At 66.1% G+C, this 24,691-nt stretch carries 19 protein-coding genes, 2 tRNA genes and 6 pseudogenes; 17 read left to right on the top strand and 10 right to left on the bottom strand.

Features of this window, described 5'->3' with window-relative positions:
- The first annotated feature begins 3 nt into the window (after positions 1–3).
- The 4 genes from lspA (at position 4) to IMZ29_RS05740 (ending at position 2,116) form a co-directional block, all read left to right on the top strand.
- The gene (gene lspA, locus IMZ29_RS05755; RefSeq protein WP_003098955.1) at positions 4–504 is read left to right on the top strand and encodes a signal peptidase II; all 501 of its coding nucleotides are present in this window, start codon (positions 4–6) and stop codon (positions 502–504) included.
- Positions 505–840: 336 nt separating this feature from the next.
- The gene (locus tag IMZ29_RS05750) at positions 841–1,152 is read left to right on the top strand and encodes a hypothetical protein (RefSeq protein WP_003108988.1); all 312 of its coding nucleotides are present in this window, start codon (positions 841–843) and stop codon (positions 1,150–1,152) included.
- Positions 1,153–1,489: 337 nt separating this feature from the next.
- On the top strand, positions 1,490–1,702 hold the full coding sequence (locus tag IMZ29_RS05745; protein ID WP_073667573.1) for a hypothetical protein: 213 nt from the start codon (positions 1,490–1,492) through the stop codon (positions 1,700–1,702).
- Between the two features lie 21 nt (positions 1,703–1,723).
- Positions 1,724–2,116, top strand: coding sequence for a hypothetical protein (locus IMZ29_RS05740; protein ID WP_003098949.1), 393 nt, complete (start codon positions 1,724–1,726; stop codon positions 2,114–2,116).
- Positions 2,117–2,351: 235 nt separating this feature from the next.
- Here the strand turns inward: IMZ29_RS05740 and istB are convergent, their stop codons facing one another.
- The 6 genes and pseudogenes from istB to IMZ29_RS05710 form a co-directional block, all read right to left on the bottom strand.
- Positions 2,352–3,143 (bottom strand): IS21-like element ISPa36 family helper ATPase IstB, encoded by a 792-nt coding sequence (istB, locus tag IMZ29_RS05735; protein ID WP_003097544.1) that lies wholly within the window; start codon positions 3,141–3,143, stop codon positions 2,352–2,354.
- Positions 3,130–4,628: pseudogene (gene istA / locus IMZ29_RS05730) on the bottom strand (IS21-like element ISPa36 family transposase). The gene istB and the pseudogene istA overlap by 14 nt, the downstream one beginning before the upstream one ends.
- 116 nt (positions 4,629–4,744) lie before the next feature.
- Positions 4,745–4,873 (bottom strand): annotated as a pseudogene (locus IMZ29_RS05725) (Arm DNA-binding domain-containing protein); the annotation flags it as partial.
- 227 nt (positions 4,874–5,100) lie between these two features.
- Positions 5,101–5,176 (bottom strand) — tRNA-Gly (locus IMZ29_RS05720).
- Positions 5,177–5,277: 101 nt separating this feature from the next.
- A tRNA-Cys gene (locus tag IMZ29_RS05715) sits at positions 5,278–5,351 on the bottom strand.
- Positions 5,352–5,467: 116 nt separating this feature from the next.
- Positions 5,468–6,307 (bottom strand): LysR family transcriptional regulator, encoded by an 840-nt coding sequence (locus IMZ29_RS05710; protein WP_253206877.1) that lies wholly within the window; start codon positions 6,305–6,307, stop codon positions 5,468–5,470.
- A gap of 319 nt (positions 6,308–6,626) precedes the next feature.
- Between IMZ29_RS05710 and IMZ29_RS05705 the strand changes: the two are divergent.
- Both IMZ29_RS05705 and IMZ29_RS05700 read left to right on the top strand, forming a co-directional pair.
- Positions 6,627–7,824: pseudogene (locus tag IMZ29_RS05705) on the top strand (CaiB/BaiF CoA transferase family protein).
- Positions 7,825–7,845: 21 nt separating this feature from the next.
- The gene (locus IMZ29_RS05700) at positions 7,846–8,835 is read left to right on the top strand and encodes a Bug family tripartite tricarboxylate transporter substrate binding protein (RefSeq protein WP_216181490.1); all 990 of its coding nucleotides are present in this window, start codon (positions 7,846–7,848) and stop codon (positions 8,833–8,835) included.
- A 25-nt stretch (positions 8,836–8,860) separates the two neighbouring features.
- Here IMZ29_RS05700 and IMZ29_RS05695 read toward each other — a convergent pair whose 3' ends face one another.
- The gene (locus tag IMZ29_RS05695) at positions 8,861–10,339 is read right to left on the bottom strand and encodes a TPM domain-containing protein (RefSeq protein WP_216181485.1); all 1,479 of its coding nucleotides are present in this window, start codon (positions 10,337–10,339) and stop codon (positions 8,861–8,863) included.
- Positions 10,340–10,452: 113 nt separating this feature from the next.
- Here IMZ29_RS05695 and IMZ29_RS05690 point away from each other — a divergent pair, with 113 nt between their 5' ends.
- A complete protein-coding gene (locus tag IMZ29_RS05690) occupies positions 10,453–12,453 on the top strand; it encodes a hypothetical protein (protein ID WP_216181482.1) in 2,001 nt (666 codons plus the stop codon).
- Positions 12,369–12,677, top strand: a complete 309-nt coding sequence (locus IMZ29_RS05685; RefSeq protein ID WP_216181479.1) for a hypothetical protein — start codon at positions 12,369–12,371, stop codon at positions 12,675–12,677. The genes IMZ29_RS05690 and IMZ29_RS05685 overlap by 85 nt, the downstream gene beginning before the upstream one ends.
- Positions 12,678–12,812: 135 nt before the next feature.
- Here IMZ29_RS05685 and IMZ29_RS05680 read toward each other — a convergent pair whose 3' ends face one another.
- A complete protein-coding gene (locus tag IMZ29_RS05680) occupies positions 12,813–13,814 on the bottom strand; it encodes a LacI family DNA-binding transcriptional regulator (RefSeq protein ID WP_216181672.1) in 1,002 nt (333 codons plus the stop codon).
- Between the two features lie 160 nt (positions 13,815–13,974).
- Between IMZ29_RS05680 and ptsP the strand changes: the two are divergent.
- From ptsP to IMZ29_RS05665, 3 genes and pseudogenes are all read left to right on the top strand, one after another.
- Positions 13,975–16,484 (top strand): annotated as a pseudogene (ptsP, locus tag IMZ29_RS05675) (phosphoenolpyruvate--protein phosphotransferase).
- Positions 16,481–17,569 carry a 1-phosphofructokinase gene (gene pfkB / locus IMZ29_RS05670; protein WP_216181476.1) on the top strand — a complete coding sequence of 363 codons (1,089 nt, stop codon included), beginning with the start codon at positions 16,481–16,483 and terminating at the stop codon, positions 17,567–17,569. Before ptsP ends, pfkB begins: the two are co-directional and overlap by 4 nt.
- Positions 17,570–17,616: 47 nt before the next feature.
- A pseudogene (locus tag IMZ29_RS05665) lies at positions 17,617–19,376 on the top strand (fructose-specific PTS transporter subunit EIIC).
- 30 nt (positions 19,377–19,406) lie between these two features.
- Here IMZ29_RS05665 and IMZ29_RS05660 read toward each other — a convergent pair.
- Positions 19,407–19,553 (bottom strand): hypothetical protein, encoded by a 147-nt coding sequence (locus IMZ29_RS05660; protein ID WP_216181473.1) that lies wholly within the window; start codon positions 19,551–19,553, stop codon positions 19,407–19,409.
- A gap of 9 nt (positions 19,554–19,562) precedes the next feature.
- Positions 19,563–19,688, bottom strand: a complete 126-nt coding sequence (locus IMZ29_RS23055) for a hypothetical protein (RefSeq protein WP_256445158.1) — start codon at positions 19,686–19,688, stop codon at positions 19,563–19,565.
- On the opposite strand from IMZ29_RS23055, the pseudogene IMZ29_RS05655 reads away from it, so the two are divergent.
- From IMZ29_RS05655 to IMZ29_RS05630, 6 genes and pseudogenes are all read left to right on the top strand, one after another.
- Positions 19,665–19,910: pseudogene (locus IMZ29_RS05655) on the top strand (nuclear transport factor 2 family protein); the annotation flags it as partial. The gene IMZ29_RS23055 and the pseudogene IMZ29_RS05655 overlap by 24 nt on opposite strands.
- Before the next feature lie 887 nt (positions 19,911–20,797).
- Complete coding sequence (locus IMZ29_RS05650) at positions 20,798–21,550, top strand: hypothetical protein (protein WP_033972340.1); 753 nt, start codon at positions 20,798–20,800, stop codon at positions 21,548–21,550.
- Between the two features lie 118 nt (positions 21,551–21,668).
- Positions 21,669–21,881: an AlpA family transcriptional regulator gene (locus IMZ29_RS05645; protein WP_009459729.1), complete on the top strand. Its 213-nt coding sequence runs from the start codon at positions 21,669–21,671 to the stop codon at positions 21,879–21,881.
- 42 nt (positions 21,882–21,923) lie between these two features.
- Positions 21,924–22,799, top strand: coding sequence for a ParA family protein (locus IMZ29_RS05640; protein ID WP_033972342.1), 876 nt, complete (start codon positions 21,924–21,926; stop codon positions 22,797–22,799).
- The gene (locus IMZ29_RS05635; protein WP_019726333.1) at positions 22,783–23,031 is read left to right on the top strand and encodes a hypothetical protein; all 249 of its coding nucleotides are present in this window, start codon (positions 22,783–22,785) and stop codon (positions 23,029–23,031) included. The genes IMZ29_RS05640 and IMZ29_RS05635 overlap by 17 nt, the downstream gene beginning before the upstream one ends.
- Positions 23,024–24,688 carry a ParB family protein gene (locus IMZ29_RS05630; RefSeq protein ID WP_033972343.1) on the top strand — a complete coding sequence of 555 codons (1,665 nt, stop codon included), beginning with the start codon at positions 23,024–23,026 and terminating at the stop codon, positions 24,686–24,688. The genes IMZ29_RS05635 and IMZ29_RS05630 overlap by 8 nt, the downstream gene beginning before the upstream one ends.
- The last annotated feature ends 3 nt before the right edge of the window (positions 24,689–24,691 follow it).

The raw sequence follows: 24,691 nt of genomic DNA, 5'->3' as shown, positions 1-24,691 counted from the left end.
ACAATGGATGAACCATCTCTTCGCAAGACGCAGTGGTACTCACTCGCGATCGTTATATTCGCCGGCGATCAGGCAGCTAAGAGCTACATTGACGCGACAACTCCCTTGGGTTGGTCGCACGAGGTGGCGTCATTCTTCAACCTAGTTCACGCTCTCAATCCCGGCGCGGCGTTCAGCTTCCTTGCTGGCGCGGGCGGCTGGCAGCGGTGGTTTTTTCTGGCGATCGCGTTCGCAATATCGGCATGGCTCGCATGGCTGCTCTCCCGGCCGCTGCGCAAAACGGAAGGCCTTTCGTACAGCCTCATTCTGGGCGGCGCATTGGGCAACGCGTTCGACCGCGCCACGCGCGGGCACGTTATCGACTACATCGACTTTCACCTGCACGGCTGGCACTGGCCCGCCTTCAACATCGCTGACATGGCCATCGTGGGCGGGGCGATCGCGCTGGTGGCCCAGTCGTTCATGAGCGTGGAGAACCCGGCCGCCACAAAGGAGTCCCAGTGACATTGGGACGATCCGGAAATTCGCAATGCACACGGTGCAGGACACCAATCTGAAGAGAACGGCCCCCAGCATGAGCGGCCGCGGCTTGGCCCTCATGCTAGCGCCCACCGCCGCTTTTGCTGCAACGCCCTGTTGCGATGGCGGCGATTGCTGCAACGACGTCGCAATGCCTTGCTGTGAATAAACAGCACGCAAGCCAGTTGACCTGGCAATTATGAAAGTCCATCACGGCGATGCTGGCCTTTTTCGTTCCAATGAGCCGTCACGGAGAGGTGATGATGAAGCTATGCCGGGATCCTGCAAGCTTTAGGACGGTCTTCTTTACCGCATAGCGATATGCTGATGTCACCCGTTCGCCTCGCCTGGCAAGTACAAGTAGTTCGTCGCGGTTTTCTGGCCGTGTCCGCCCGCTTCGCTGGCCCTTTTGCCCCAAACAAGCGCAATCATGCCTGCGTTACCACCAAAGTTCGCCCCCGCCAGTTGCTGTTCCTAAAGGGCATCAAGCTCAACGCCATCGCCGACCGGCCAGCGTATTTCGCATCGCTGCGTGCCCGTCGGGGCCAGCCCATCGTCATCCTCGCAGAGCTGGGACCGGACGAGGCATTCGCCCTGTGGAAGCAGCATGTACTGGGCGACAGGCCTCGCTGACCCAGTTTCGCCTCATCCTCCTGACAGCCCCGCACTTATTGCGGGGCTTTCTTTTTTCCGCGTTCGCCAATCGGGGCTGTTGCAAATGCCGATTTCCGGCTGACGCGGCTCGCCTCGCGCATGAAGCTGCCCGCATGTGTCGCTGATTCGTCAGCACCATGCCAGCAGCCAGAGTTTCCAGGCTGCCGCGGATTCTTTCCGCGCTACCCGCCAGTCCGCCATCGCATCGAGTCTGCGGACGCGCGTCACCCGTGACGCCGATGCTTTTTTCTCAACCGCGTGCGGGAGCTGCCATCCCGTGAGGGACGAGGCCCCGCTTTTTCCAAGGAGCCCGTCCATGTCCCAGCAAGCCTCTTTCGGCCAGTTGGCCTTGATCCATTGCGGCAAGTTCCTGCCGCTCGAAATCCTGCATAGCGCCGCCGGCCACTACATCGGCACGCGCGATACAGAAGGTCCCGTTTCGCGGGAATCCTGCCAGTACTTCCGCAGCTATGCCGCGGCTCAACGTGCCCTCGAAAGAGGCGGCGGGTCCCAGCTCGCCACACCCTGATCCAACTGGAGGAACCACGTCATGAACCAGCTTTTGCCCCAGGAAGTCGTCGATCAGATCATGCGGGAAGAGCAGCATTTCGCCGCCGCGCCCCAAGCCTTCTTCGAGGTCTGGAAGCGCGGCGTCGAGATCGCAGGCCCGCAATGGTTTGGCGACGGCACGCGCGAAGGCCTGAACCAGGCAAAGAGCAAGTGGGATCTGCGTCCCGACATGCTGCGTGCCAACGACGCACTCGGCGTCCTGAGCAGCGGGGAACGCATGTTCCTGTCCGCCATGTTCAGCTTCTACAACGCGCGCGAGGGCGGTGCCATGCTCAAGCGCTGCCACTTCCAAGGACTGTCGGACTTCGATGGTCTCGATCTGCAACGCCGCAAGGTCATCGCCGATCTGTTGGTGAACTACAGCGGTTGGTGAGCCGGTCTGCGGCATACCACCGTCTTTTTGTTCACTGCCCATGAGGGACATGCGTCCACGCGGCCATGTCCCTCGATTTTTCTTCCGTCAGCCTGCGCCGATTGGCCCAAAGCCCTCGATCAGTGCCGCCTGACGCTTTTTCCACTTTCAACCCACCGGGGTGTTGGCGCGCACTTAAAACTGACCCAGGCTGCGCGTTGAACTTTGACCCACCCGGTGTACGGGGCTGAGGGTATCAGTTGGTGGTCTGGGTGGTGGCCTCCTTTGCCCTGATTCTGGCTTTGGTCTTGTTGGCGGCGGTGCTGTTGCGCAGCCGCCAGGAGTCGTTGCCGGTCTCCAGGATGTGGCAGTGATGGGTGATGCGATCCAGCAGCGCGGTGGTCATCTTGGCGTCGCCGAACACCTGACCCCATTCGGAGAAGGCCAAGTTGGTGGTGATGGCGAGGCTGGTGCGCTCGTAGAGCTTGCTGATCAGGTGGAACAGCAGCGCGCCGCCTGAGGGGGTGAACGGCAGGTAGCCCAGTTCATCGAGGATGACCAGGTCGGCATAGGTCAGGCGCAGGGCGATCTGCCCGGCCTTGCCCTGGGCCTGTTCCTTCTCCAGCGCATTGACCAGTTCGATGGTGGAGAAGAAGCGCACGCGCAGGCGATGCTGGCGCACGGCCTGGATGCCGATGGCGGTGGCCAGGTGGGTCTTGCCGGTGCCCGGTCCACCGACAAGGACGACGTTCTCGGGGGTGTGGATGAAGTCACCCTGGTGGAGTCGTTCGACCAGTGCGCGATCAACGGGACTGGCCGCGAAGTCGAACCCGAGCAGGTCACGATGGACGGGGAAACGTGCGGCCTTCATCTGGTTGGCCTGGGCACGAACCTGCCGTTCGGCGGACTCGGCCTGCAGCAGTTCGGCCATCCAGTGTTCGGGCTCCATGGTGTGCAGGCGCATCTTGGCCAGCAGTTCGGGCCACTGGCTGGCCATGCCGTGCAGCTTGAGCTGCTGCATGCGCAGCGGCAGGTCAGGCGTCGACATGATCTGCCTCCCGCAGGGCGTCGTAGCGGGCCGGATCGGACACCGGCGGATGACGCAGCGTCACTCGCGAGGCGACCGTCTCGATCGTGCGGTCCGGATGCTGCAATCGCCCCAGCACGTTGAGCACGTGGTCGGCGCGCACCAGGCCGGACTCGAGTGCCAGTTCCACCGCCACCAGTACCGCTTCGAGCCCGTGCACGGGTACGGCGGCCAGCACCTGGGCCATGGCGCGGTCGCCGTGAGGCTGGCGCAGCAACACCTGCTGCAGCTTGCGCAGCGGATCGGGCATGGACAGGAACGGCGCGCGTCACGCAGTGCCCCCGGCTTGCGCTGGACCAGGGCGATGTAGTGCTGCCAGTCGTAGTGGACCCGATCACGCTCGAAGCTGCGCCGGTGGCGGGCGACCTCGGCCTCGCCGACCACCACGGCCAGTTCGAAGGGATACACGCGCAGGCTGGCGACGGCGTGGGCGTGTTCGCACGGCACGCTGTAGCGGTTGCGCTGGAAGCTGACCAGCGCGGTCGAACTGACCCGCACCGGCCGCTCGATGTAGCCGTCGAAGGGCGCGGGCATCGGCATCAGGTGGGGCTGTTCGTCCTCCAGAGCTTCGGCCACGGTGATGTCGGAGGCATCCGGATGCGCCTGCATCGGCCAAGCGGCGCGGCACTCGCTGGCGAGCCAGGCGTTGAGGGTGTCCAGATCTGGCCAGTGGCGGGCCCCGGCCTCGATCCAGATCTGTCGGCGCCGGTCCTGCACGTTCTTCTCGACCCGCCCCTTCTCCCAACCCGCGGCGCGGTTGCAGAACTCCGCGGCGAACAGGTAGTGGCTGGTCATGGCGTGGAAGCGGGCGTTGACCCGCCGTTCCCGGTGCTGGCCGATCCCGTCCACCGCCGTCTTCATGTTGTCGTAGATGCCGCGGCGCGGCACGCCACCGAAGGCGGTAAACGCCTGGGTATGAGCATCGAACAGCATCTCGTGGCTCTGGGTGGGATAGGCCACCAACCAGAAGGCGCGGCTGCAGGCCAGCTTCACGTGGGCGAGATCCAGCGGCATCTTGGCGTGGCTGCCGACGAAGGCGTACTCGCGGCTCCAGTCGAACTGGAAGGCTTCACCCGGAGGAAAGTGCAACGGCACGAAGGCCGGGCGGCGGCTGGCGCCGCCGGCCGCCTTCCACTGGCGGATGAAGGCCGTCACCCTGGTGTAGGTGCCCGGATAGCCGATCGCCTGCAACTGCGAGAACAGCACCTTGGCGGTGCGTTGTTCCCGCCGGGGACGATGGCTGTCGGCACGCAGCCACGTCTCCAACTGGGACCGGTAGGGATCGAGCCGGGAGGGCGAGGCTCGCCTGGGATAGACCGGCTCGGACTGGCCGCTGCGCAGCCATCGCCGGATGGTATTGCGGGATAGGCCCGTGCGCTTGGCGATCTCGCGCAGCGGCAGGCCATCGCGGAAATGCATCCGCCGGATCTTGGCCAACATGACCATGGTGATCACTCCTGAAATCCCCCGAGCAAAAGATGCTCAGGATGTGGGCTTCAGGTGGGTCAGTTTTACCCGCGCATCACCGCCGAAAGTGGGTCAGTTCTGGATGCGCGCCAACAGTAATAGCGCAAATGCCACGACTTGCCGCCGGTGCGGGCGACCACCAGGCCGAGGCCATCGGTGTCGGGGATGCTGTAGGTTTTCTCGGCGGCTTTGGCTTGCCGCACGGTCAGATCAGAGAGTGTCATCATCAAGCTCCTAAGTCTTGGACTTAGGCCCGATGCTGCTTGTCATCCCGATCCAACCCCAGCAACAACCCGGAACCGGCACGACCCGCATTCTTTGGCCTTGTTTTTGGCCTCAAAAATGGTGGCTGTCAGTGGACTTCCGTGGCTTTCGCTGGAATGAAAAAAGGAGCCGAAGCTCCTCTTTTCAATGACTTACAGACGTCAGTGGAAGTCTGTAGATCATAAATTGGAGCGGGAGACGAGTCTCGAACTCGCGACCTCAACCTTGGCAAGGTTGCGCTCTACCAACTGAGCTACTCCCGCGTATTTCGCTGATCGGTGATCAGGAAAGACAAAGATCATACCACACTTTTAAGGCTTTCCAGAATTTTCGCATCAAAGCGGCGACGCTGAAGCGAAAAATCTGGAGGCGCAACCCGGAATCGAACCGAGGTCTACGGATTTGCAATCCGGTGCATAACCACTCTGCCATTGCGCCAGCAGGCAAACACCAACGGCATTTGCAAGTCATCCCATGCACGGCAAGCCGTGTTTGGGAAAGGGGAAGATTATGAAACAACCGAGACACGTTGTCAAACGAGCCCGTGTTCCGATTCAGTCCTCACCGATCTTGGGCAAGGGGCCGGTGCCGCCCATTTTCTCGATCAGGAAGTCGATCAGGGTGCGCGTCGCGCGCGACTGGAACCGACCTGGCATGTAGAGCAGATACAGGTGGCCGCGGTTGATCGTGAGCTCGCAATCGCGCAGGCTCGTCACGACCGTCCCGGCAAGCACGTCGTGATGCACGGTGTAGTCCGGCACGATGCCCACGCCCAGACCCGCCAGGATGCATTCGCGCAGGTAGGGGAAATTGCGCGAGACGAGCGTAGGCTTGAGCAGCACCTGTTCTTCCTTGCCGTCTCGGCTGGCCACCAGGCGCTCCTTGCCGGCAATGCCACCGGAGGTCATGACCGGCGTGCCCTGCAGCGCCTGCAGCGTCTGGGGCATGCCGTTCTGCTCGGCCCAGTGGCGGGAGGCGCATACGACGTAGCGCAGTAGTCCGAGGTCGCGTGCGACGAGCATGGGGGGCGGTGCGGTCATGACACTGAGCGCAATGTCCACGCCATCGCGCACCAGATTCTCGATAAAGTTCTCCAGCCGGATGTCGAGCACGATGCCGGGGTAGCGCTGTTTGAATTCGATGAGCCACGGGCCCATCACCATCTGGCCGTAGCCTGTGGGCGCGCTCAGGCCGACGCGGCCCGTCATCTCGTCCTTGCTGGATTTGGCCACTTCGCGCACGACCGCGGATTCGTGGACGATGTTGCGGGCGTGGTAGTAGACGCGTTCGCCCACGGGCGTGAGGTCCATGCCCTGCGGGGTGCGCCGCAACAACTCGGCGCCCAGCGTCTTCTCGAGCTGGGCGAGGTGATAGCTCACGTTGGCGCGCGACATGCCGAGAGCGCGGGCAGCCTGGCTGAGATTGCGCTGTCGACGATGGCGACCAGGATCGAGAGAGACAGGAGGTCCAAGGGTTTCTACGGATTCGTTCGAAGTTTTGTGACGCCGGACCTCGGCGTGTCTGGCGGACGCCGGCGCTTCTACAGCATATTGGCGGCTTGCATGTTCAATATTCTTTGACGTGATGTCAATGGCTTTTGGGGTTGTCAGCCGGGCTGGCATGACGACAATACGGGCCCCGGTTCCCCCTCGGCCTGCCCTTCGTGCCGCAGGTCTGCCGCAGCCGGGATTCCTGCCACTGGAGGAGATAGACATGCTGGGCATTCAACCGCTTGCGGGATTCCGCGTCCTGGATCTGTCGCGCGTACTCGCCGGGCCCCTGTGCGGCATGGCTCTGGGCGACCTCGGCGCGGACGTGATCAAGGTCGAACACCCGACACGCGGCGACGACACGCGCGATTGGGGGGTGAAGGTGGGCAAGGACAACACGTCCTACTTCAACAGCGCCAACCGCAACAAGCGCTCGATCAGCCTGGATCTGCAGAACCCGGAGGGCCAGGCGATCGCGCCGGCTGATCGCGCAGTCGGACGTCGTCATCCAGAACTTCAAGCTGGGCGGCGCCGACAAGATGGGTCTTGGCTACGACCAGGCCAAGGCCATCAACCCTGGCATCGTGTACTGCTCGATCTCCGGCTATTCCGTGCTCGGACCGGAGCGCGGCCGTCCCGGCTACGACCTCGTCATCCAGGGCGAGTCCGGCATCATGGCCATGAACGGCGAGGAGGGCCAGGGCCCGCTGAAGTTCGGCGTGGCTGCCGTGGACATGTTCACCGGCATGCTCGCCGCGCAGGCGATCCTGGCCGTGCTGCTGGAGCGCACGCGCACGAGGCATGGGCGCCACGTGCAGATGGCCTTGTACGACTGCGGTCTGGCGATCACCTCCTATTACGGAATGGCAGCCTTGCTGCAGGGCGGTGATCCGCCCAAGTTCGGCAACTCGCATCCTTCCATCGTGCCCTACGGCGTCTTCGAGGCCGCCGATGGCCCGCTCGTGATCGCGGTCGGCAACAACGGCCAGTTCCGCCGCTTCTGCGAGCAGGTCCTGCAGATGCCAGCGCTGGCCGCCGATCCGCGCTTTGCCACCAATCTCGAGCGCTCGCGTCATCGAGACGCGCTGCTGTCGATCCTGTACGAGCATCTGGCGCAATGGCGCCGGGCCGATCTGCTCGCCCGGCTGCACGCGGCCGACGTGCCCTGCGGCGAAGTGCATGGTCTGAACGAAGCGCTGCTGTCTGCGCGCAGTCGCGAAGCCGGCCTGCTGCACGACTACGTCGACAGCGTCGCCGGTGCGCAGTCCATCCATGCGCCGGCCTACGTCATCGACAACGCCCGCAGTTCCGTGCGCCACGATCCGCCGCACCTGGGTGAACACACGCACGCCGTCCTGCAGGAGCTGCTCGGCCTGGACGACGCGGCCCTGAACGACCTGAAGTCACAACACATCATCTGATCACACTACAAGGAGATAGTTATGCGCCACACCTCTCGTCGAACATTCCTGCAAGCCTCGACGCTGTCCCTCGCGGCTGCGCTGGCCTTCAACCCGCTGACCGCCCACGCCGCCGATTGGCCGGAGCGCGCCGTGCGCATGATCGTGGCCTTCCCGGCCGGCGGCCCCACGGACGTCGCTGCGCGCGCCGTGGCGCAGAAGCTGTCCGAACGTCTTGGCCAGCCCGTGGTGGTCGAGAACCGGCCGGGCGCCTCGGGGTCCATCGGCACCGCAGCCTTCGTCAAATCGGCGGCCGACGGCTACACGATCTCGATGTTCGGCATGCCGGCACTCGTGTCGCCGCTCGTCTATGGCAACAATCTCTACGACGTCCGTACCGACTTCACCACCGTGGCGACCGTGTACGACCTGCCGTACGTCATCGTCGTGAATCCTCAGGTGCTGCCGGAGGTGAGCGATCTGCCCAGCCTGATCGCTGCCGCCAAGGCCAAGTCCGTCGACTACACGACGCCGGGTACCGGCAGCATCGCGCATCTGGCGATGGAACAACTGAAGGGCGTGGCCGGCTTCGACATGCTGCACATCCCCTACAGCGGCAGCGCGCCCGCCATCACCGATCTACTCGGTGGCCAAGTGGGCGTGATGATGGCCGACACCATCGCCGCCATGCCGCACATCCGTTCGGGCCGCCTGAAGGCCGTGGCCCTGGGCTCGGTCGATGGCAAGACCTTCCTGCCGGACGTGAAGGCGATCTCCGAACAGGGTTACCCCGATTTCGCGGCCAGTTCGTGGAGCGGCCTGGTGGTGCCCAACGGCACCCCGACCGACGTGACCGCGCGTCTGGAGAAGGAGCTGAGCATCATCCTCACGCAGGACAGCATGCGCGAGCAGATGGAGAAGATCGGCGCCGTGGCGACGTATCAGTCGGGCGCCGACATGAAGACGCGTCTGGTGAGCGAATTCGAGCGCTGGGACCGGGTCGTGAAGGACAACAAGATCACCAACCACTGATCGGGACACAGAGGCTGCGGCGCGTTCACCAGCGGCCCCCTGCACCGCCACCCCCACTGGAGCCGCCGCCGAAGCTGCCCCCGGAGGTGCCGCCGCCGCCCGAGCCGCCCGAGCCCGAGCTCGAGCCATCCGAGAGCTTGGCCAGCACCACCATCCCCAGCGAGACCTTGTAGTCGCAGAAGCGGCAGTACTGCAGGCGTTCGCCGGCGCCTTCGCGCGAGCGGGTGGCGGCTTGGCGCACCTTCACTTCGGGCTTGCCCAGGGCTTGTGCGTGACACTCGGGGCAGGCACTGAACTGCCGTGCCTTGGCCCCGGGAAAGGCCACGACCTCGGTGCTCCCCGTGCCGGCATCCTGCCAGATCTCGTACGAGCGGGCGCCGATGCGCTCCTCACAGACCTGTTCTGGGCTCAGATGCCCCTGGGCCGCCTTCTGCGTGATCCTGTCGCGGTGCAGGCGGGTCCATTGACCGGCCCGCGTGGGTGCGGTTTCACGTGCGCGGGCTTCCCGGCTGTTCGTGACGAGCCGGTAGTACGCGTGCCAGGCGAGCGGCGCGAGCAGCAGCGGGATGACTGTGAGGCGTGCAAACGCCACGCGCATGTCCAGGCTCGTCTTCACATCGCGCGTGCGCTCGCTCAGGTAGTGGCTGCTCATGTGGTGGTGGTAGAGCAGCAGCAGCACGCCGAAGCCGGCCGCGAACACAGGCAGGTTGACGATCCGGAAGACGCTGTCGATCGCGTCCAGGAACATCAGCAGGAACGTGAGTGCAAAGAGCAGCACGATGTAGCTGACGACAGCGAACCAGAACGGGTGGGAGCCGTAGTGGGTGCGCTCCACGCCATACCGTGCGACGACCCGTTCGCGCGCCCGGCTGATCCAGACGAAGGCGAGGGCGAAGACGCCGAGCACCCAGAGTGTGCGCTCGAGCGGCGCCGCATGGCGGTTCCAGTAGGTGGGCTGGTAGGCCGCGAGGTGCTGGAGTTCGAGCGCGTGATCCGGCGACAGGAAGACGCTCTCCACCGCCTTCGCAGCTGCGAGCACAGCCATGTCCACGTTGCCGTCGCGCAGGTAAGGTACGAGATAGGTCTCGCCGATGCGGCGGAGCAACGCGTCGGGAAGGATGCCTTCCACCCCATAGCCGGTGATGAAGCGATACTCGCGGCGCTCCATGGCAAGAAAGAGCAGCAGGCCGTTGTCGCTGCCGGCCTTGCCGATGCCCCAGTGCGTGAAGAGATCCAGGGCGAACTGGAAGTCGCTGTCGCCCACGTAGTCATCCACGACAGCTACGGCGAACTCGGCCCCGGTCTCGGCCTCGATGCGCGCGCTCAGTGCGTTCAGCTGCGCCACGGTACCGGCGCTCAGGTGCGCATCCGGGTCGCTCACGAAGCGCTCCTGACCCTGCGCCTTGGGGTTGGGCAGCGAGGTGACGGTGTATTGGGCATGCGCGCCCAGACACCAGAAAAGCGCAAGGAGTCCGGTCAGAAAGGATGTCAGCGTCTTGGGCATCGGGATGCAGGCTCGCCAGCGTCGGGATCGCCATCGTACCGGTTACGGTCGGCGAACGCTGTGTCGCGCCGGTTCTGATACCGTAGCGCCACCTGCCCACGAGGACGTGCCTGATGTCTGAACCGTGTTCGTTCACCGCCTTGGTCCACATGACGCCGCCGGCATTCGCCGCGATGATGCGCTCGAAGGCGCTGGAGCCGTTGGCCGAAGCCATCGCGGCAAGCGTGACGGACGGGCTGGATGATGTCGTCGTCTTCAAGTATCTGAAGAAGGAGCAGGCACTCGTCGTGCATTGCTACTTCCACTATGACCGGCCGCTCGAGGACTTGCTGGCGCAACCGGAGATCGAAGCCATCCTGAAGGCGGTGCAGGTCAAGGACCTCGAGGGCGTCGATCGCGCGGTCATCTCGCACGATGCCAACAACTTCCTCGCGTCGCCGCCGAGCGCTGGCTTTGCGATCCGGCCAGGCACCTGCGCGCGCGAGGACGGCTTCGACGCAGCCACACTCGCCCGCTTCGACGCCGTGCAGGACGCGCACTTCTTCAAGATCGCGGATCAGTTCCAGCGCCAGGACCGACCGTGGTTCACGTCCTCGCGCATCGTGGATCCGGCCTTGCGGCGCAAGATCGAGCGCAAGCTGCAGGCGCGCCGTCAGGCAATCGCGAAGTCGCAGCTGCCCAACGCCACGTTGTTGCAGCCCGTGCGGCTCTTTGCGGACTATCACTACAACGGGCATCTCGTGCTGTGGCGGGATCACGGCGCGCTCGTGCCGTTGCCGGGCGTTGATCCCTACACGCTGAAGCAGACGGCCTATGGCGTGGCCGACGCGACTCAGGTGGTGGTTCGAGGTCAGGTGGTCCGGACGGATCCGGCCAGGTTCAAGGCGGTGGGCAGCCAAGCGGCCACGTTCTATGTGTGTCCAGACGGCGTGTTGGACACCGAGGCGCGGCGGATCCCGGGCGCGGACCCGGCCACCTTCACCGTGCAGGGCCCCTTCGGGCGCGACCAGTATCGCTGGTATCGGCGCGATGGTCAGGTCATCGAGGATGCGGGCCCCGGCGGTCACGTGGACGACAGCCTGTACTTCATGCCGTTCATCCTGCTCCTGGGCAGCGGTGCCGTCTATCTCGGCGAGTCTCGGTTGCCGGTGGATGCGGCCTCGTGCGAGGTGATCCGCAAGCGCGCGTTGCGGCGCGATCCGCGCGTGGGCGCGCTGCTTTGGCTACGTGACAAGGCGGGGGACGTCATCGTGTCGTGTTGGGGGCGCTTCGGTGGGGACATGACGCCCGAGGTACAACGCCGCGCAGACCCGGAAGCCGCCTGGGCGCAGGCCGAGGCACATTGGCATGCCTTGCTCGATGCGCCCGACCCGATCGACCGCTTGAGAGCCGAGGTGAAGCAGGCACAGGCGCAGGGCGGTGATGTCGAGGCCTTTGCCGCCTTCTTCGCGGACTGGGCTGCGCATCATCGCGAGGCGGTCTGGCGCGAGGATCCCTACAACAGCTTCTTCTGGGAGGGCCTCGAGCAGTATGCGCACAGCCTCCTCGGGCAGGGCCAGGCCGAGCCGCTTCTCGCGTGCTTCGAGGCGGTGAAGGCAGAGGCCTGGCGATGGCCATCGATCCTCGAGCCGGTGGCCTTGGCGTGCCTCGTGATGGGCCGCCCCGATGACGCGCTCGCCGCGGTGCGGCGCGGCGCGTGGTCGAGCTTTCACCTGGCGTCTCGCCTGCTCGCCCGGCCTGAATTCGCTGACCTGGTGGCGCGCGACGATGCGGCCGATCTGCGGTCCCTCGCCGAGTACCTGCGCGAGTCGCCCGGGAGCAAGCCTGCCTTGCCCGCGTCCCTGGCCGTGCACTGGCTGGACGCCATCCCCGAAGGCATCGGCTCAATGCCCTGCAACACCTCTTCGCGCAGTTCGAGGTGCCAGGCATGGCGCAGCTGGAGCCGCTGCGCGCCGCCAATCCCGATGCGGCGGCTGCCTGCGAAGCGGCGTATGCGCGATTTCTCAATGCGACGATGCTCGATCCGGTCATGCGTCGCTTTCCGGCCTATGACGCGCGCAGCCACTACACCGTCTGGGGCGATTTGCCCGGCCTGCACCCGGGCGTGCATCTGATCGCGGCATCGGCCTTGTATGCGGAGGGTCTCTTCTGGATGGATCAGGGCGCGCAGGGGCTGCGGCGTGAATTCCTGCTGGCGCAGCACGCGCTGCGGCGCGCGCGGGATCTCGCGCGCGAGCCGCGGTGGGCTAACGATCCGGCGTGGCAGGCGCTGGTGCAGGATCGCCTGTATGCGTCCTGGGTCTCGCAGCCGCTCGCGGAGCATCGGGCTAGCGCCTGATCGCTGGTGCGCTCACACGGCACGCGAGCGTGCTCGGTGCCGTCCCGGCAAGCGCCGTCGCGAGTCACACAGCCTTCGCGATCGCGGGTGCAACACTGCCTGGCGCGGCGCTTGCCTGTTCCCCGTCGACCGTGGTCACGCCGCGCTGCCCGTGCCTCTCGGGGCCGTGGAGCCGCGCGGCAGGCAGCGTCCATGCATCGTCAGTCGGCGTACCGGCAGATGCGGCGTTTCGATGCGTTCAAGCAGCAGGGCCATGGCTGCGCGCCCCATGTCTTCGACGGGCTGTTCCATCACGGTGATCCCTGGTTCGACCAGTTCGGTCCAGCGCTCATTGTCGAAGCCGGCGAGGGCGAGATCCTGCGGGATGCGAAAGCCGGCGCTGCGTGCGGCCTTCAGGGCTCCCATCAGCAGCAGGCTGTTGCTGGCCACAAGGGCATCGGGCCGGTCGGGCTGCCGCAGCCAGGCATCGACTTCGGCAATGGCGGCATCGACCGTCGGCGCCACCTCGCGATACGCCGCGTCGAGACCATGGGCCCGCATGGCCCCGAGATAGCCATCGCGGCGCTCGGCGGCCGTCGTGCTGGTGCTGCCAAAGAGGCCGCCGATTCGACGGTGGCCTTGTACCCACAAATGCTCCACGAGTTCTGCCGTTGCTGCCTGGTTGTCCAGCACCACGGCATCGTGCCGGCTGCCGGGCACGGTGCGGTCGATCAGCACCACCGGGCAATCCAGCGCGAGCCGGCTCGCCCGGCCAACGGTGCCGCGGGTGGGGGCGAGGATCAGGCCGGCGATGCGCTCGTCCTGCATGAGTTCCAGGCACTCGGCCTCGCGCTGCGGATCTTCGTCGGTATTGCACAGCGTGAGCCGCATGCCGGCTTCGTGCGCGGCCTTTTCCACAACGTGGATGAGTGCGGTGAAGAACGGGTTGCGGATGTCCGCCACGATCACGCCGAGCACGTCGGTGTGCTGCGAGCGCAGCCGCCGGGCGGCCATGTTGGGGCGGTAGCCTGTCGCGCGCACGGCGGCGAGCACGCGCTCGCGCACGACGTCGCTCACGGATCCTTCACCCAGCGCACGTGACACGGTGGATTTGGAGACCCCCGCCACCCGGGCCACATCGTTGATGCTCACACGCATTGAAATCGTTCCCATCGAATACCGCTTCGCCAGGGGTGGCGGCCATCGCAAACGGCGTCCAGACCGCCGCGTTGCTATTGTGCACTGCACATAAAATCCGGATTGGGAACGTTCCCAATTCCGATATACTACACCCGCCCCGTCTGACTCTGGAGTCCCCTTGTCCACGCCGTCCGCTCTTGCCCCGGCCACCCGGGAACTGATCCAGTTGCGCGCCCAGGCTCGCGACAAGACCGATGCCATTGCCCAGGCCGCGCAGATGCTGACTGCCGTGGGCTGCGTCGGTCCAGGCTTTGCCGCCAGCATGTTGGGCCGCGAGGCGCTGGCCAATACCTTCCTCGGCCACGGCGTGGCGATCCCGCACGGGCAGGGGGAGGACAAGCATCTGGTGCGCCGTGACGGCATCGCGGTACTGCAGTTGCCAGACGGGGTCGAATGGAATCCCGGCCAGACCGCGCACCTAGTGGTCGGCATCGCCGCCCAGTCCGATACGCACATCACGGTGTTGCGCCGGCTCACGCGTCTGCTGCAGGACGAGGCTGCGCTGCAGCGCCTCTTCGTCACCGAGGACGCGAACGAGATCGCGGCCGCGTTGGCGGGCGAGGACGCCCCGGTGACGGGCGCCTCCGCAGCGACGGATCTGGCCGAGCGCTTCGACTGGGTCGTCGCGTACCCCAGCGGTCTGCATGCCCGGCCGGCCACCCGGTGGGCCGAGACGGCACGCGGATTCTCGGCACGCGCCCAAGTGCGCGCCGGCGCCGAAGCCGCCGATGCGAAGAGCCTGGTGGCGCTGCTGCAGCTCGGCTTGCGCGAGGGCGACGCCCTCACGGTGTCGGCCGAAGGTGCGACGCGCCGGCGTTGCTCGCCGCCCTGCGCAAGGTCATGGACGGCCTCGTCGCGCAGGAGAAGGCCGACGCCGAGCGCGCAGCCCAGCGCAAGGCCGCACCCGTGGCCGGGTGGAACCCGCCCCAGGCGCAGGCAGCCGTCGCCGGCATTGGCGCCAGCCCGGGGCTGGCCATCGGCCCGGTGCACGTGCTTGCGGCCGCTCAGGCAGATGTGGTGGATCGGCCGACCTCGCTGGGCGAGGGTGGGGCGCAGCTGCAGGACGCGATCAATCGCACGCGCCTGCAATTGAAGGCGTTGCAGGACGACACGCAGCGCCGCCTGGGCGCGGCGGATGCCGCCATCTTTGCCGCGCAGGCCGGGCTTCTCGAAGACACGGATCTCATCACGCGCACCTGCCAGGCCATGGTGCAGGGGCATGGCGTGGCCTGGTCCTGGCACGATGCCGTGGAGCAGGTTGCCGGCAGCCTGAGCAGCCTGGGCAATCCGGTGCTGGCTGCCCGCGCGGCGGATCTGCGCGACGTGGGTCGCCGCGTCCTGGCACAGCTGGATCCGAGCACGGCGCAAGGTGGCATGGCGGGCCTGCCGGACGTGCCCTGCATCCTGCTTGCCACGGATCTGTCGCCCTCGGATACGGCCAATCTCGACACCGCCCGCGTCCTCGGGCTGGCCACGGCACAAGGCGGCCCCACCTCGCACACGGCCATCCTCGCGCGTACGCTGGGTCTGCCGGCGGTCGTGGCCGGCGGGGCAGGGCTGCTTGGCATCGCTGCCGGCAGCGAGGCCATCCTCGACGGCACCACGGGTCGGCTGTACTTGTCGCCGTCTGCCGAGGATCTGGCCAGTGCACGCGCGTGGATCGACGAACAGCAGGCGATCCGCGAGCGCGAGGCGGCCCAGCGGGCGCAGCCGGCGCAGACCACCGACGGTCATCACATCGACATCGGCGCCAACGTGAACCTGCCCGAGCAGGTGCCGCTGGCGCTCGAGCAGGGCGCCGAGGGCGTGGGCCTCATGCGCACGGAATTTCTCTTCCTGGAGCGAGGCAGCACGCCGGACGAGGACGAACAATACGCCACCTATCGCGCGATGGCGCAGGCGCTCGACGGCCGTGCGTTGATCGTGCGCGCGCTCGACATCGGCGGCGACAAGCAGGTGGCTCATCTGGAGTTGCCGCGCGAGGAGAACCCGTTCCTGGGCGTGCGTGGCGCCCGGCTGCTGCTGCGCCGGCCCGATCTGCTGGAGCCGCAGCTGCGCGCGCTCTATCGGGCCGCCAAGGACGGCGCGCGCCTGTCGATCATGTTCCCCATGGTCACCTCGGTGCCAGAGCTCACAGCCTTGCGCGCGATCTGCGAGCGCATTCGCGGCGAACTCTCGGCGCCCGCCGTGCCCCTGGGCATCATGATCGAAGTGCCGGCCGCGGCTGCCCAGGCCGATGTGCTCGCGCGCCATGCGGATTTCTTCTCCATCGGCACCAACGATCTCACGCAGTACGTGCTGGCCATCGATCGTCAGAACCCGGAGCTCGCCGCCGAGGCCGACAGCCTGCATCCAGCGGTGCTGCGCGCGATCCGCGCCACCGTCGAGGGCGCGCGTGCGCAGGGGCGGTGGGTCGGCGTGTGCGGGGGGCTCGCAGGCGACCCCTTCGGCGCGGCGCTGCTCGCCGGGCTGGGCGTGGACGAGCTCTCCATGACGCCGAACGACATTCCTGCCGTGAAGGCGCGGTTGCGCGCCAGTGCGCTCGACGCGCTGCGCTCGCTCGCCGAGCAGGCGCTCGATTGCGAGGATGCCGCGCAGGTGCGCGCGCTCGATCGGGGGACAGCATGAGCACGGCCACGCAAGCGTCGCAGACCGCGGCTGGCGATGGCCCGCGTGTGCAGGGCAGTGCCGCATCCACCGCCGTCGAGGGGCGCGGCGGGCCGGTGCCGACGCACGAAGGCCACGGCCGTGCGCCAGGGCTCGGGAGCCTGTCGGCGATCACCGTGACCCTGAACCCCGCCATCGACCAGACCGTGCGGCTGGCGCGACTGCAGCCCGGCCACGTCCACCGCGCCAGCAGCGTGCGTGAGGATGCGGGTGGCAAGGGCATCAACGTGGCGGCCTGCCTGGCGGATTGGGGTCTGCCCACCGCCGCGCTGGGGTTGCTGGGTGCGGGCAACGACACGGTGTTTCGCGCGCTGTTCGCAGCGCGAGGCATCACGGATGGTTGCCTGCGCGTGCCGGGCACGACGCGGACCAACATCAAGCTGGTGGAGGACGGCGGCGGCGAGACGACGGACGTCAACCTGCCGGGGCTGCGCGCGGATCTCGCCGCACTCGCCCGCGTGCGCGAGCAGCTGGCCGGCCTCGTCGCGCCCGGCATGCCGGTGGTGCTCTCGGGCAGCCTGCCCGAGGGGCTGCCTGCCGACGCGTGGGCGCAGTTGCAGTCGATGGCAGGGCAGGCTGACGCACGCGTCCTCCTGGACACGAGTGGCGATGCGCTGGTCGCCGCGCTCGGTCATGCGACGCCGCCGTATGTCGTCAAGCCGAACCGTCACGAGCTCGAGGCCTGGACGGGCAAGGCCCTGACCGACCGCGCAGCGTTGCTGGCCGCCGGGCGCGACCTGCTGGCACGCGGCATCGCGCTGGTGGTGATCTCGATGGGCAGCGACGGCGCCTTGTTCGTGGACCGCAGTGGCGCCCTGGTGGCGCGGCCCGCGCGGCTCGTGCAGGGCAGCACGGTGGGGGCGGGTGACGCGATGGTCGCGGGCATCGCCGCGGCGTTGCGCGAGCCGGCGTTCACGTTGCCCGCGTGCGCGCGATTGGCCACCGCGTTCTCGATGAGTCGTCTCGGCAGTGGTGACGCGCGGCGACTCGATCCCGCGCAGGTGCGCGAGCTGGCCGGCAGCGTACTGATCGAGACTGTGGTTTGACGGCCTTGCCGACACCGGCAGCCGATATCTGATTCATGGAGTTCCCCATGCAAGCATCCCTCGTGGTCATCGCCGCCGGTGAGCGCAGCATCGAGGCGGTCCTCGCCGCCGAAGCATTGCGCAACGCTGCCCGTCAACACGGCCTGGACCTCGCCATCGAGATCCGCAGCGGGCAGGGCGTGACAGGCGCCTTCACGCCCGCGCAGGTCGCCGAGGCGTCCCGCGTGCTCGTCATCGGTGAGGGCGAGGCCGAGCTCGGACGCTTCGCTGCCACTGAGATCGTCCGCTCGCCGCTCGGTGCGGCCCTAGATGACCCGGCGAGTGCACTGGCACCCCTGGCGGCGTCGGCACGTACGGCGGTCGGTCTCGGCACAGTTTCGCCGGCGACCGCCCCGGCCACGGGCGCCGGCCCCGGGGCCGGCGCGCCCAAGCGCATCGTCGCCGTGACCTCGTGCCCCACCGGCATTGCGCACACCTTCATGGCAGCCGAAGGCTTGCAACAGGCCGCGAAGGCGCTGGGCCACGCGATCCGGGTGGAAACGCAGGGCTCCGTGGGCGCGCAGGATGCCCTGGACGACGCGGAGATCGCCGCCGCCGACGTGGTGATCATCGCCGCCGATCGCGAAGTGGATCTCTCGCGCTTTGCCGGCAACCCTTGTTCAAGAGCGGCACCAAGCCCGCGATCAACGATGGCAAGGGACTGATTGCCAAGGCCTTGGCCGAGGCCCGCGTGCATGGCACGGCGTCGGCGGCCACGGCTGCGAGCCCGGGCGCAAAGGCACGCGGCGGCGGTCCGTACCGCCACCTCATGACGGGCGTGTCGTTCATGCTGCCGTTCGTCACGGCCGGTGGTCTGCTGATCGCGCTGGCCTTTGCGTTGGGCGGCATCTATGCGTTCGACGATGCGAACCAGGGCACGCTCGCCTGGTCCTTGTTCCAGATCGGCGCCAAGGCCGCGTTCACACTGATGGTGCCGGCGCTCGCAGGTTACATTGCCTACTCGATCGCAGACCGCCCCGGCATTGCCCCGGGCATGATCGGCGGCCTCGTCGCCGTCAACATGAATGCGGGCTTCATCGGCGGCATCCTCGCCGGCTTCATCGCGGGCTATGGCGTCTACTGGCTCAACCGCTGGCTGCGCCTGCCGCGCAGCCTGGAGGGCCTGAAGCCCGTGCTCATCCTGCCCGTGCTCGGCACGCTGCTGGTGGGCCTGCTCATGATGTACGTGATCGGCACGCCGGTGGCCGAGCTCATGGCCTGGCTCACCGCGTGGCTGCGCGGCATGCAGGGCAGCAGTGCGATCCTGCTCGGCCTGTTGCTGGGCGGCATGATGGCCATCGACATGGGCGGGCCGGTCAACAAGGCGTCCTATGCCTTCTCGACAGCGCTCATCTCCAGCCAGGTCTACACGCCGATGGCCGCCACGATGATCGGCGGCATGACCCCGCCCTTGGGCATCGCGCTCGCCTGCTGGCTGTTCCGTGATCGCTTTACCAAGGAGGAGCGCGGTTCGGCGGGCGCGGCCGGTGTGCTGGGGCTGGCTTTCGTGACCGAAGGCGCGATTCCCTACGCCGCCCGCGATCCGCTGCGCACCATCCCGGCGCTGGTGCTGGGTGCGGCCACGGCGGGCGCGATCTCGATGATGGCGGGGGTCGAACTCAAAGTCCCGCACGGTGGCGTCTTCGTGCTGCCGATCCCGAACGCCGTCACCCATCTGGGCATCTATCTGCTGGCCCTGGTGGCCGGGGTCGCCGTCACTGTGCTGGCGTTGCGGCTCTTCAAGAAGCCCGTGGCGGCGGTGGTCTGACGTAAGTGCACATCCCCGCGCGCCGCAGGTTCATTCGCGGCGCGCGGCCTCGATAAGCTGGGCGAAGGCGGGCAGGGTGCGGCGCACCAGTTGCTCGCTCGTCGGGTCGCTGCGTGTGTGCAGCACGCCGTGCAGCCAGAGCGAGGCCAGGCCGTGTGTGTAAGACCAGCAGGCCACGGCGGCGCGCTACGCGTCGGTGTCCTTGGCATCCGGGCCCAGGACGACCGTGATGATGGCCTTGAGCGCGGTGAACGCGTCCTCGCGCGCCGTCCGTAATTCGGGGATGGCGTCTTCGCCTATTTCACCTACCACCGCCAGCTCGCCGACGAGGATGGCCCGAAAGTGGTCCTGGAGTTCAGCGCCACCATCGGGGACGAGCAGCTCAAGGGCATCGACCTCATCCGCTTCAACAAACAAGGCCAGATCGTCGAATTCGAGGTGATGGTGCGCCCCATGAGTCGCCTGCAGGCGCTCGGCACGGAGATGGGCAAGAGCCTGAGCGACAAGCTGCCGGCGTTCAAGGTCAAGGCTTGAGACCAACCCGGCGCGCGAGCGTCTGCTGAGAGGACGGGCGTTCGCCGTGGGGCCAACGCAAAAAGCCCAGACCGAAGTCTGGGCTTTCTTGAATCTGGAGCGGGAAACGAGACGTGTACTAGGACAGTAAGTCGTTGTTTCCCAAACACTTTCTTCGTTGGGCTGGCCAGCGAAGACCTCAATTGTAGCCTTGTTTTTCGTCCTCGGCAACAAATTCGTCCAAAGAGTTCCACAGACGTCCAAAGAGCTGCACTCAGTACACCAGACCCACGATCGGTACATCGTCGTAGGCGACTGCCTCGAACTCATCATCCACGCCCGGTTGTCTGCCCCGCATCCATCATCGCGAAGACGATCAGGCAGATGGTTCTGGTGATGGCACAGGTCGGATTCCACCTGGGAACGCCTGCACCACAACTCACAGGCGACCTTCTGCTCAAGCTCCTTTGAAAGAACGCGCACGCTGGCCACCGCGTTTCCGCACACGATTCTTTGTCGATATATCAGGATGACGGGGCAAGCATGACAGATGCGGGTTTGCTGCGTCCGGCTGGACATTCGACGACGATTGCGGCCCCCTCACGCCTCCTGAGACCGCTGGCATATCAGGTCATACCTAGACGGTTTTGCAGAAACCGTAACTTCTCACGACCCTGATAGCGTGAGCGTCACTGTCGAGCCTACGTCCCGATGCTCGACCTTCTAATCGATGAATTTTTGCACATCGAGCACACGACGACTACCAGTTGCGCGAACTGGTGAGAAGTATTCAAACCACATGACGAAGCGGCCTTAGGTGCCCACTTCCTGCACAGACGACAGGCCGACCATGAGGTCGGTGACAAAGGAGTCGGTCATGTAGTTCTTCTCCTGGAAGGAGACGGAGCATGCACGAGAACAAGAATGATGCACCAACATCAAAGGTGTTCTATCGCCCGATCGAAGCGTCCATCCGCTGGGCCGGGCTGCTGCGATACGAGCAGGTGATCCTGGCTTCGATTTCGTCGCCAAGGCGCCTGCCGCAGTCGTTGGACTGCCCACGTTGTGCCGAGCTGAGGCTTTGCACCGAACGTATCTTCGACGGCATCCTCAATGGAGAACTGCCCTTCGGGCAGAACGGCATCACGACGCGCGATTCCACGCTGATCGACTCCCCTGATCTGACGGTGCGTCACGTCGATCTGAAGCGCTGGATGCGACAACACTATCCCGAGCAACGACCGGGCTTCCTCTTCTCCCGAAGCGAGCGCATCGCCCATCCCTTCATCTCGCTGGAAACTGGGCAGGCGATGCTAGTCGAGCGCCTGGCCCTGAAGTCCACCTTGGACCAGTACAAACGCCAACTGCATGAGTTGCAGGAAAAGCACGGGGCGCTTCTCAAGCAGATGGCGCCCTCTGCTGGCGCACAGTGCCTGATCAGTGATCGCGCCGAAGCCACCTACCTGAACATTATCGGCAGCATGCTGGACCTGATGCTCGGCCAGTCGCCTTCGGGCGTGCCGTACTCCAGCTTCAAGACTCAGGAGGCGGTGGTTAGTGCATTGGTCGCCCATCACAGCGGCGCAATGGGGATCGCGGAGCGGACGCTAAACGGCAAGTTCGCCACGGCCAGACGCCGGCTGCGTAGCGCGACAGTCTGAGGTTTTCCATCTTGTATGTGCAATCGCGGAGATTGCATTTGCAATGTCTTTTCCCATCCATGTCTATTGAATGGAGGTCACGCCAACAAACGCCACTGAGCGTTCAGGAGTGACCGCCATGTCGCAAACACCTGCACTGCCCGCAAGCGAGCGCCGCATCCTGCGGCTTGATGAAGTCGAAACCAAGTCGGGTTTCAAACGCGCCCACATCTACAACCTGATGCGCAAAGGCCTGTTCCCGAAGGCGCTGCGCCTGGGCGTGCGCGCGGTCGGCTGGGACTCCATCGAGATCGATCAGTGGATCGCCGAGCGCGTCAACAACCGGGCCTGACCCGTTCTCCAGCGGACTTCCCATCCTCACACGGAGAACGCCATGCAGGTCGTATCCATCATTTCAACAAAAGGTGGCGTCGGCAAGACCACCACGGCCGCGAACCTCGGCGGGCTTGCCGCCGACGCGGGGCTGCGTGTGCTACTGCTCGACCTCGACGTGCAGCCCACCTTGTCCTCGTACTACGAGCTAGGCCACCGCGCACCTGGTGGCATCTACGAGTTGCTGGCCTTCAACGAGCGCGACCTCGGGTTGCTTGTGTCCCGCACGATCGTCGCGGGCCTGGACTTGGTGCTCTCCAACGACCACCGAGGCGAGCTGAACACCTTGCTGCTGCACGCGCCGGATGGGCGCCTGCGGTTGCGCCATCTCTTGCCGGTCCTGGCGCCTCTCTATGACCTGGTACTGATCGACACCCAAGGCGCGCGATCGGTGCTGCTGGAGATGGCGGTACTCGCCTCCAACCTCGCGCTGTCGCCCGTGACCCCGGAAATCCTCGCGGCGCGCGAGCTGCGGCGCGGCACCATGCAGTTGCTCGAAGACATTGCGCCCTACCGGCACCTGGGCATCGAGCCTCCACCTCTGCATCTGCTCATCAATCGCGTCCACCCTGTGTCAGCCAATGCACGGCTGATCCAGCAGGCCCTGCGCGATCTTTTCCAGGACCATGCCGGCATCCGCGTGCTGGCCACCGACGTGCCGGCCATCGAGGCGTATCCGCGTGCAGCTACGCGCGGATTGCCAGTGCATCGGGTCGAATACCGCCAGCCGCCGAGCAGAGTCGCCCCCGCCGCGCTCGACACCATGCGCGGCCTCGCAGACGAACTATTTCCGCAATGGCGGCACCGATTTGCCATGGTGTCCGGCCGTCCGCCACACCCTCTTGATGCCGGGAGGTCCCATGGCGAACGCACATGAGCTTGCCCGAGGCCACAAGCGGCTTCGCGCCCTGATCGAGTTCGCGGTTGGCGAAGGTTGGCACGTCAAACGCACGCCTGGCGGCCACCTCAAGTTCACCAAGCCTGGCTGCGCCGCGATCTACACCAGCTCGACGGCCAGCGACCACCGGGCGACCCTGAATGCCCGTGCGCAAATCCGCCGCGCCGAGCGCGAGGCCCGATACCAAGCGCAGGGAGGCGGCCATGGCTGAGGTCACCTCCCAGCAGATGGCTGGCAAGCTGCTCGCGGCCGGGTTCGAGCGCAGCGGCCCGTCAGCCTCGACCTTGAGCGACCCGATCGCCGACACACCCATGGTCGTGACCCTAGATCAGTTGCGCCCCTACGACCACGATCCCAGGAAAAAACGCAACCCGGCCTACGAGGAAATCAAGGCGTCCATCCGCGAGCGAGGTCTGGACGCGGCGCCGGCCATCACTCGCCGACCAGGTGAGGATCACTACATCATCCGCAACGGCGGAAATACGCGGCTGGCGATCCTGCGCGAACTATGGTCAGAGACCAAGGACGAGCGGTTTTTCCGTATATCGTGCCTGTTCCGGCCGTGGCCCAGCCGCGGCGAAGTCGTCATGCTGACCGGCCACCTGGCCGAGAACGAATTACGCGGGGGCCTCACGTTCATCGAGCGCGCCCTCGGCGTCGAGAAGGCACGCGAGTTCTACGAGCAAGAAAGTGGCACTACCTTGAGCCAGTCCGAGCTGGCCCGCCGCCTCGCTGCCGATGGCTTCCCGGTACAACAGTCGCACATCAGCCGCATGAACGACGCGGTGCAGTATCTCCTGCCCGCGATCCCCACCGTGCTCTATGGCGGCCTCGGTCGCCATCAGGTCGAACGCCTGTCGGTCATGCGCAAAGCCTGCATGCTCGCGTGGGAGCGCTACGCCAAGGGCCGCTCCCTGGTTCAGGACTTCCACGAATTTTTCCAGGAAGCGCTGTCGCAATTCGACGTCCAGGCCGACGAGTTCTCCGCGCAGCGCGTACAGGACGAGCTGATCGGCCAGATGGCCGAGTTGCTGGGTGTCAATTACGACGTGCTCGCCCTGGACATGACCGAATCCGAGAGCCGGCAGCGCGCCTTGATCAGCGACCCAACGCCGCCCTCGACGCCGCCTGCGTTGCCGGAGCCTGAGTCGGAAACCATCGCGCGCCCACCTGCCAACACCGCGCCACCCACCGCAGGGGCTGCATCGGCAGCGCCGCCTGCAGGCCAACCTGCGGCAACGCCTTCGACGCGCGAGAGCGACACGGATACCAGTCAGGCGGGTCCGGCCAGCCCTGCGGCGGGGAGCGATCTGCTTCGGGAACACATCGTCTCGCCAGCACCGACGACCGAACGGCTCCAGTCCATCCAGCGCATGGTCGCCGATCAGTTGGGCGATGCGCTGCCTCCCGACTTCTCGGCGAGCGTCTTGCAGTCCATCCCCGTGCAGGCTGGCGGGCTCTATCCGATCTCCGATGTCTGGTACATCGATCCCGGCTTGGATACTGCCGAGCGCTTGCGCATCCACATCGCACAGTTCGCCCGCGAAATCGCGAGCGAGGCAGACCTGGACGAGTGCATTGATGACCGTGCAGAGGGTATCGGTTTCGCCTGCCGGGCCCGCACCCAAAGTCCGGCGCCGCTGGGCCGTTCCGTCCTCGCATTGTTGGCGTGCCTGGCCGGTCAGCGGCCCGCCGACGTCGGTCTGCACGACGGGCAAATCGTCATCGACCTGCCGGCGTTGCTGCACGGCCAGGGTGATGCGGCCCAGCGATTGAGCGACACCGCGCTGGTCAAGCTGTTCCGGCTGCTGCGGCTGGCCCGGCGCCTGCTCGATCTTGAAGCCGGCGCTGCGGACCTTGGAACGTGAGCG

The organism is Verticiella alkaliphila (genome assembly GCF_018904615.1).
GTDB lineage: Bacteria > Pseudomonadota > Gammaproteobacteria > Burkholderiales > Burkholderiaceae_B > Verticiella > Verticiella alkaliphila.
This window is presented reverse-complemented; position numbering and strand designations above follow the sequence as displayed.

What these genes read in the sequence shown, in the direction of transcription:
- lspA (WP_003098955.1), top strand. Translation starts at nt 4, where the DNA reads ATGGATGAACCATCTCTTCGCAAGACGCAGTGGTACTCACTCGCGATC.
- IMZ29_RS05750 (WP_003108988.1), top strand. Translation starts at nt 841, where the DNA reads ATGCTGATGTCACCCGTTCGCCTCGCCTGGCAAGTACAAGTAGTTCGT.
- IMZ29_RS05745 (WP_073667573.1), top strand. Translation starts at nt 1,490, where the DNA reads ATGTCCCAGCAAGCCTCTTTCGGCCAGTTGGCCTTGATCCATTGCGGC.
- IMZ29_RS05740 (WP_003098949.1), top strand. Translation starts at nt 1,724, where the DNA reads ATGAACCAGCTTTTGCCCCAGGAAGTCGTCGATCAGATCATGCGGGAA.
- istB (WP_003097544.1), bottom strand. Translation starts at nt 3,143, where the DNA reads ATGTCGACGCCTGACCTGCCGCTGCGCATGCAGCAGCTCAAGCTGCAC.
- IMZ29_RS05710 (WP_253206877.1), bottom strand. Translation starts at nt 6,307, where the DNA reads ATGTCGCGCGCCAACGTGAGCTATCACCTCGCCCAGCTCGAGAAGACG.
- IMZ29_RS05700 (WP_216181490.1), top strand. Translation starts at nt 7,846, where the DNA reads ATGCGCCACACCTCTCGTCGAACATTCCTGCAAGCCTCGACGCTGTCC.
- IMZ29_RS05695 (WP_216181485.1), bottom strand. Translation starts at nt 10,339, where the DNA reads ATGCCCAAGACGCTGACATCCTTTCTGACCGGACTCCTTGCGCTTTTC.
- IMZ29_RS05690 (WP_216181482.1), top strand. Translation starts at nt 10,453, where the DNA reads ATGTCTGAACCGTGTTCGTTCACCGCCTTGGTCCACATGACGCCGCCG.
- IMZ29_RS05685 (WP_216181479.1), top strand. Translation starts at nt 12,369, where the DNA reads ATGCGTCGCTTTCCGGCCTATGACGCGCGCAGCCACTACACCGTCTGG.
- IMZ29_RS05680 (WP_216181672.1), bottom strand. Translation starts at nt 13,814, where the DNA reads ATGCGTGTGAGCATCAACGATGTGGCCCGGGTGGCGGGGGTCTCCAAA.
- pfkB (WP_216181476.1), top strand. Translation starts at nt 16,481, where the DNA reads ATGAGCACGGCCACGCAAGCGTCGCAGACCGCGGCTGGCGATGGCCCG.
- IMZ29_RS05650 (WP_033972340.1), top strand. Translation starts at nt 20,798, where the DNA reads ATGCACGAGAACAAGAATGATGCACCAACATCAAAGGTGTTCTATCGC.
- IMZ29_RS05645 (WP_009459729.1), top strand. Translation starts at nt 21,669, where the DNA reads ATGTCGCAAACACCTGCACTGCCCGCAAGCGAGCGCCGCATCCTGCGG.
- IMZ29_RS05640 (WP_033972342.1), top strand. Translation starts at nt 21,924, where the DNA reads ATGCAGGTCGTATCCATCATTTCAACAAAAGGTGGCGTCGGCAAGACC.
- IMZ29_RS05635 (WP_019726333.1), top strand. Translation starts at nt 22,783, where the DNA reads ATGGCGAACGCACATGAGCTTGCCCGAGGCCACAAGCGGCTTCGCGCC.
- IMZ29_RS05630 (WP_033972343.1), top strand. Translation starts at nt 23,024, where the DNA reads ATGGCTGAGGTCACCTCCCAGCAGATGGCTGGCAAGCTGCTCGCGGCC.